A 6,408-nucleotide genomic window follows, 5' to 3' on the forward strand; every position below is an offset into this window, starting at 1 on the left:
TTATCCTTAATCAATAAAGTTCGACTTTTCTTAAAAACATAACCGTATTCACTGGCCTCTAAGAATAGAACGGAGATGGTAAAAAAAACCAAGAAGCTATTCCCTCTACAGTAATTACGCTTTCTGTTGCTATTAAACAGTGTACCAGAACCTAAAAATGGTATTTTATCAAGTAAAATAGTACTTACATCTTTTAAATTACGTATGTTTATGTATAAGAACAGCTGCCACACATATCACAGCTTGACGAGACCGGAATTGGTTTCTACAGTACCTTTCAGGGAGTCCAGAAACTCATGCGATAGCATGTCATCAGTTAGGAAGAAGCATTAAGGACTGTATCCATGACGATCTCAAAGAAAGAGGATAAGGAACTAAACTACTCAGCACTGGAGGATGCCCAGCTAGTCGATCACATTGTCAAGCACAAAGAATCCAAGGTCTTTGGGGTATTGTATGACCGATATTCCAACATCGTGTACAATAAGTGCCTCAGCTTTGTAAAAAGCAAGGACGAAGCTCAGGATTTAACCCATGATATTTTCATAAAGCTGTTTTTCCAGCTTAAGAAATTCAAAGGAGATGCAAAGTTTTCCACTTGGCTATATTCTTTCACATACAATTTCTGTGTAAATTATATACAGCGGAAACACCAAAAAAAGAAAGAAAAATTTCAAAGTCTGGACAACTTGGAAAATCACCCCTATGAAGAAATCGATGACAATGAAATATATAAAATGCAGGCGGAGCGTCTCCAAAAGTCGCTCCAGTTACTTGATCCCAATGACAAGATGATCTTGTTAATGAAATATATGGACGGGATGTCCCATAAAGAAATCCAGCAATTAACTGACTTGGGTGATTCTGCTGTAAAAATGAGGATAAATCGTGCTAAAAAACGATTGTTGGATATTTATAAAGATATTGACTGATGGCCAATCCTTTTCAAGAAATTATCAGTGATGAGAAATTACCGGAGTATATAAGACAAAAGGTAATTGACGATATCAATTTGATCAAATTATCGATTGATATGGCAGACCTTTTTATGGTTAAGAGCCCTGGGGTACTGGGGACTTTATTTGACGATTCTGAAGAAAATTCATAATGTTTGATTTTATTATTTTATCTATGGAAGAAGTTTTTGACAAAACTAATTGGAGTTTTTATCTTGTTGACAACACCTTAAAGGAGATCAGTGCATTCCTGCCCACGCTTTTAATGTTTGTTGTTTTTCTGATAGTAGCTTGGTTGATACTTCGACTGATCCTCTTCTTGTTAAAGAAGCTACTGACCCTTTCAAAAATAGATGAACTGGCAAAAAACTTAAGTGAAAGTGAGCCTTTTCACCATATCAACATCAAACCATCCACGATCATATTGGCATTTGCCAGATTTTTTCTGGTGCTACTGATCATTATTTTCGGTGCGGATTTCCTTGGTCTCCAAGCTGTTTCCGAAGAAATAGGTAAATTCCTTGCCTATATTCCGCAAGTTTTTGTTGCTATCATTCTATTCGCACTAGGTATTTACTTGTCTGTCGTGGTCAAAAAATTCATCAGAGAACTTCTGAGATCATTTGGCTGGTCAGGCTCCAAGGTAATATCAAATATCATCAGTTATATCATACTGATCCTCGTAGGTATTACAGCGCTCAGCCAAGCAGGAATAAACACCAAAGTCATTACCGATAACCTTTCTCTCGTTCTTGGTGCCTTTTTAGCTTGTTTTGCCATAGCCATTGGACTGGGATCGCGGGAAGTAGTACTTCGGATTTTATATAGCTTTTATTCCAAAAAGAACTATCAAATCGGCCAACGAATACAGTTTGGTAAAATTGAAGGAGACATTCTGGCCATTGACAATATATCCATCATCTTAAGGACAAACTCTGGTAAAATGATCATCCCTATCAAAGATCTAGTGGACTCCCAAGTAACTGTCATGGCCAACAAGTAAAACGTAAAAGAAGGCCTTTTTTCATAAGGCCTTCTTTTATCCCAAACTATAATTGGTAAAAAAAACGGCAAGAAAATCAGCTGATTTTCTTGCCGTTTTTGTAGGGCACAGATAGTCATATCGACATTTGGATGCTTTTTATCGCCCCATTATCAAACTACTATATAATTTATTCTCTCCATCCCTAACCATTCATTTTCGAATGTCTCCCCTCCTTTTACAATTAGAATTACACTTGCCTTGGGGAAGTTTGCGATCACGTATTTCGCAATTTCGTAAGTTTCATCGTACAATCCCAATATAATGATATCAAGAGAGGTAGAGCAGGCTCTCAACTTTTTCCTTACACGTACCTTGGTATCACTGTCCCCCAAACAAAAGAAACTACCATGATCCAACATACCTTGTATTTTATTTTTGGTATCATCGTCATTTTCTATAATAAAATAATTGCAAGGCTTATTAATTCTGTTCGTCATCATAACAAATAAGTAATATATTAAAGGCGATTAATTTCTTTTATCTAAAGAAAGAAAAACACCATCCAACGAGCAAAAAAAGCAATACGCACATGTACGCAAAACATATTTTTTTTATTCTCAGCCATCTAACCATTCACCTCAAACAGCCACAAGCATCAAAACACTACAACTCCCTGATCCAAAACTCCTTAAAACCATCCCTTTTAAATCCATCCAGTTCCGCATTGGCTATGGTCATGTTGGTGTATCGCCCGATATAGCAATAATAAAGTCCAACCTCATCATCCCAAAAGTAGTTGACCGTTGCACAGCCTTCACTTTCTAATTTATCCAGTTGGATTTTTGCATTTTCTTCATTTGAAAATACCCCAGCAACGATAAGCAGCTCATTCTTCATCTTGTTGTCACTGTTTCCCTTTACTGTTTGGCTTATATGATCTTCGTTGACATTTTTCCCCTCCACCATAATCTTGATTTCAGTTCTTCTATTGAGCTGGTGTTCGGCTTCACTACATGGACTATCGCTACAATCGTGGACAGGCTGCTGCTTGCCAAACCATTGATAGGTCACCCTGTCTGGCGTTATCCCTTGCTCAACAAGGTAATCCCTGACCACTTCAGCTCTCTTTTCAGAAAGTGCCTCATTATATGCTTCCGGACCTCTGATATCTGTATGTCCAGCCAGTGCTATGGCCATTTCGTCCCGCTCCTTTAGCAAAAGGCCAATCCGATTAAGATCGTGAACACTTTTGGGCCGCAAAGTAGCTTTATCAAAATCAAAATAGATGATTGGCACATCCATCTGAACGCCTAGATTTGGCAAATCACAGAGCTCCATCAAGTCCTCTGGCAACTCATACTCTCTTCCTTCTTCCGAAAAAGCCACCAGCACCAATTCACTTCGTCGGTTTTGCTGATGTTTCCATTCGGGGCAGGGCTGCCCATCTCCACAGTCATTGACCAAGTCTTCTTCTCCAAACCACTCTTCATGGACCCTACTGGATGATATTCCTTTTTCTGACAAGTATGCAGCTACAGCTTCCGCACGTGAATGGCTAAGTTGTTGATTGTACTCTTTTGACGCCCTGCTGTCTGTATACGAGCGGACAGAAAGGTCCAAATAGTCACGCTCCCCCATCAAGGTTGCCAGCTTATCCAATACTGGCTGAGCATCCTGTCGGATCATGGACCGATCGAGGTCATAATAGACCAAATCCACAAAAACGGTCTTACTATACGGTATGGGAATAAGTCTGTATTCCCTTTCTATCACTCCTTCCGACATACCGCCAGTGCTGATTTGACTATCACGAACAGTGAAATACCCCTTACCACGGATTTCCAATTGGTATTCCTGATCTTTGGAGACGGTTGTTTCCAGCTCACTCTCCTCATTCTCCGAGAGATCGATAGGTTCATTGCTCTCTTTAGCTGCAAAATCCACTACAAAACCAGCTGTCAGCAGGTTGCCTTCACAGTCTATGACCCGGGCCAAAAAGCGGATCAACTCTTCCTGAATGGTGTAAATATCATCAAGGCCTTTGCCTCCTGGCCGATTGGAGGACAGGAATGTATCCCCGCTACCATCAAAACGCATGGCAAAATCATCACGCGAGGAATTATAGGGCACTCCCATGTTTTCTACTCCACTTATCCCGCCACCATTATAGACAGATCGAAAAATATCCATGCCTCCCAAACCAGCATGGCCGTTTGAAGCAAAGTAAAAATGCTCCTCTACCAAAAAGGGATCTCTTTCGTCAAGAGCCGTATTGATTTCAGGACCTAGGTTCTTTGGCTCGTCAAAATTAAACTCTTCATCATACCCCATCACATAGAGATCAAACCCACCGTATCCACCCGGCATATTCGAGGCAAAATACAACTGTTGGTTTGCTTCATCAACATAGGGGGTAATCACCGAATACTCCAATGGATTGTTTAAGGGAAATGGCTGATAATCTACAAAATTCCCTTCTTCATCCAACTTACTGAAATACAGTTCGGGATAATAATCGACGATATCCTCCCTCGGTTGTCCATAATCCATCTCAGGATTCACCCTGTCTTTAGCCCTGACTTTTTTACCATTATATCGCTTGAGTTTTCTCGTAACGGTATAAAATACCACAGGACTTTCTGCAAGGAAAAATGGATCTGAAAAATGAAAACTTTCCGGAACAGGGGACGACAAAGACGACACCTCTCCATCCTTCTGGACCTTGTAGATTTTCAAAAAGTCCCTGCCTGTCCATTCATAAAGGGATTCATTGAATTTTTCAGAAACATCAAATCTCAAACCAGCCTTGGAGGGATTACCTGAGGCTCCCCGATCCGAGACAAAATACTTATTGCCCTTCCTATCATTGGCCATGATAAAGTCAGATGAAGAAGAGTTAATGGAGTCCATCGCACTGAACCGTACATCAGCAGCCTCTTGGTACCAAGCTGTTAACGAGTCCAGCATCAGCCCTTCTGGGAGCAAAGCTGTATCCAAGGTATCCAGAGCATCCATGACTTCTTCCAGTTTTCCTTGCTGGTTGGCGGCCCCGATATAATACGTATAATCCTCAGGGCTGGCATTTTCGAACCCCACTGTTTTCTCCCACCATTCGTAGGCCTGACCATAATCATTCATCTTTTCATAACTCATCGCAGCACCTTTGGCAGCTTGGTATTTGCCACGTTTTTCAAAAGCCTTCACATAGGTGTCTGCAGCCTCTTGAAAATGAAACAGGTTGTATTCCTTTTCAGCATACCGGAGCAATCCTTGCTGCCCATAACTTTGCTGGAAAGAAAACATAATAAAAATGAGTACTAACGCTAATTTGATTTCTTTCTTCATAATTAAAACCATCTTTGGTTACGCATTCTACTATTTCTCGGGGAGATGTAATACCCCAGTGATATTTCGTGGGACTGGTTGCGGTAATTGTTCAGCACGTTCAGGTTATGGTCATACGCATAGCCTATTCGGAGCTGATCCGTCGCAAAGAACTCAAACAGGAACGCCACCGCATTCCGGTTGTTCAGGTTTTCCGGCAGGTTGTCCTTCCACAGGTCCAGGTTAGAGCGATAGGAACTCCCCAGCCAGATACGGTCAAAGAACAACAGCATCAGGTTCAGGTCATAGTTCGTCGGCGCCCCCTTCACTTCCTTCACCAGGAACGATGGCTTCAGCTGGACATCATCCGACAGTGGCACCAACAGCCCCGCTGTCAGGTAATAATGGAAATCGTGGTACGCCAAGGCGATGTCCTCTCGCTCCAGCGACTTCTTACCCACCATATTGAAGGCGCTCAGCCCTGCATAGAAACGTGGCGTATTGTAAAAGACCCCCGCGTTCAGCGTTGGCGTGAACAGGTTTACCCGGCCCTGGGGAAGCTCCATGTCCGGATGGTCGTTCGGGTCCAGCTCCGAGCCGTCGATCACGTACTCCGACACTCCCGCACTCACTCCCAGCCCCAGTTGGCTCTCACCGCCAGTCCGGATACGGTACGCATACGTCAACAGGATATTGTTCGTGTTCGTCGGACCCAGCGCATCGGTGAACACCGACAGACCAAAGCCCATCTTGCCCTCGTTCGCACTCAGGTCCGCAGAAAAACTGAACGTCTCCGGCGCCCCAGGAAAGCCCACCCACTGGCTACGGTAGGTCGCCTGCACATAAGGCTCGCCCTTATAACCCGCATAACCCGGATTGATGTACAGCCCGTTGAACATGTACTGGCTGTACTGCGGGAGCTGCTGGGCCATCGCCCCCCCAGCCCCCAGCAAACACCACAGCAGCAATGTCAATGCACCTGTTTTTCTCATTGACTTTTGTCTTTCTTTCATATCCAATATTGATACTTGCATCTTGCTTTTCTTTCTTCTTTCCTCTTTCTTCTTTCCTCTTTTTTCTTTGCTCCAACCTTGATACCAAGCTATTTACTACTTGTCCCCGGAATTAGCGAAAAGGAAATGG

At 42.6% G+C, this 6,408-nt stretch carries 6 protein-coding genes; 3 read left to right on the plus strand and 3 right to left on the minus strand.

What is annotated here, in order from left to right:
* Positions 1–344 precede the first annotated feature (344 nt).
* Genes DN752_RS06015 through DN752_RS06020 form a run of 3 tightly spaced genes read left to right on the plus strand, consistent with a single transcriptional unit; the run spans position 345 to position 1,959 of the window.
* Complete coding sequence (locus tag DN752_RS06015; RefSeq protein ID WP_112783113.1) at positions 345–932, plus strand: RNA polymerase sigma factor; 588 nt, start codon at positions 345–347, stop codon at positions 930–932.
* Positions 932–1,108 (plus strand): hypothetical protein, encoded by a 177-nt coding sequence (locus DN752_RS24670; RefSeq protein WP_170134443.1) that lies wholly within the window; start codon positions 932–934, stop codon positions 1,106–1,108. The genes DN752_RS06015 and DN752_RS24670 overlap by 1 nt, the downstream gene beginning before the upstream one ends.
* 23 nt (positions 1,109–1,131) lie before the next feature.
* A complete protein-coding gene (locus DN752_RS06020) occupies positions 1,132–1,959 on the plus strand; it encodes a mechanosensitive ion channel family protein (protein ID WP_112786442.1) in 828 nt (275 codons plus the stop codon).
* Positions 1,960–2,111: 152 nt separating this feature from the next.
* Here DN752_RS06020 and DN752_RS06025 read toward each other — a convergent pair whose 3' ends face one another.
* The 3 genes from DN752_RS06025 to DN752_RS06035 form a co-directional block, all read right to left on the minus strand.
* A complete protein-coding gene (locus DN752_RS06025) occupies positions 2,112–2,441 on the minus strand; it encodes a hypothetical protein (protein WP_112783114.1) in 330 nt (109 codons plus the stop codon).
* Between the two features lie 163 nt (positions 2,442–2,604).
* Entirely contained in the window at positions 2,605–5,286 is a 2,682-nt protein-coding gene (locus DN752_RS06030) for an OmpA family protein (protein WP_162633136.1), read from the minus strand.
* A gap of 2 nt (positions 5,287–5,288) precedes the next feature.
* A complete protein-coding gene (locus DN752_RS06035; RefSeq protein ID WP_262511695.1) occupies positions 5,289–6,278 on the minus strand; it encodes a PorP/SprF family type IX secretion system membrane protein in 990 nt (329 codons plus the stop codon).
* Between the last annotated feature and the right edge of the window lie 130 nt (positions 6,279–6,408).

The organism is Echinicola strongylocentroti, from assembly GCF_003260975.1.
Taxonomy (GTDB): Bacteria; Bacteroidota; Bacteroidia; order Cytophagales; family Cyclobacteriaceae; genus Echinicola; species Echinicola strongylocentroti.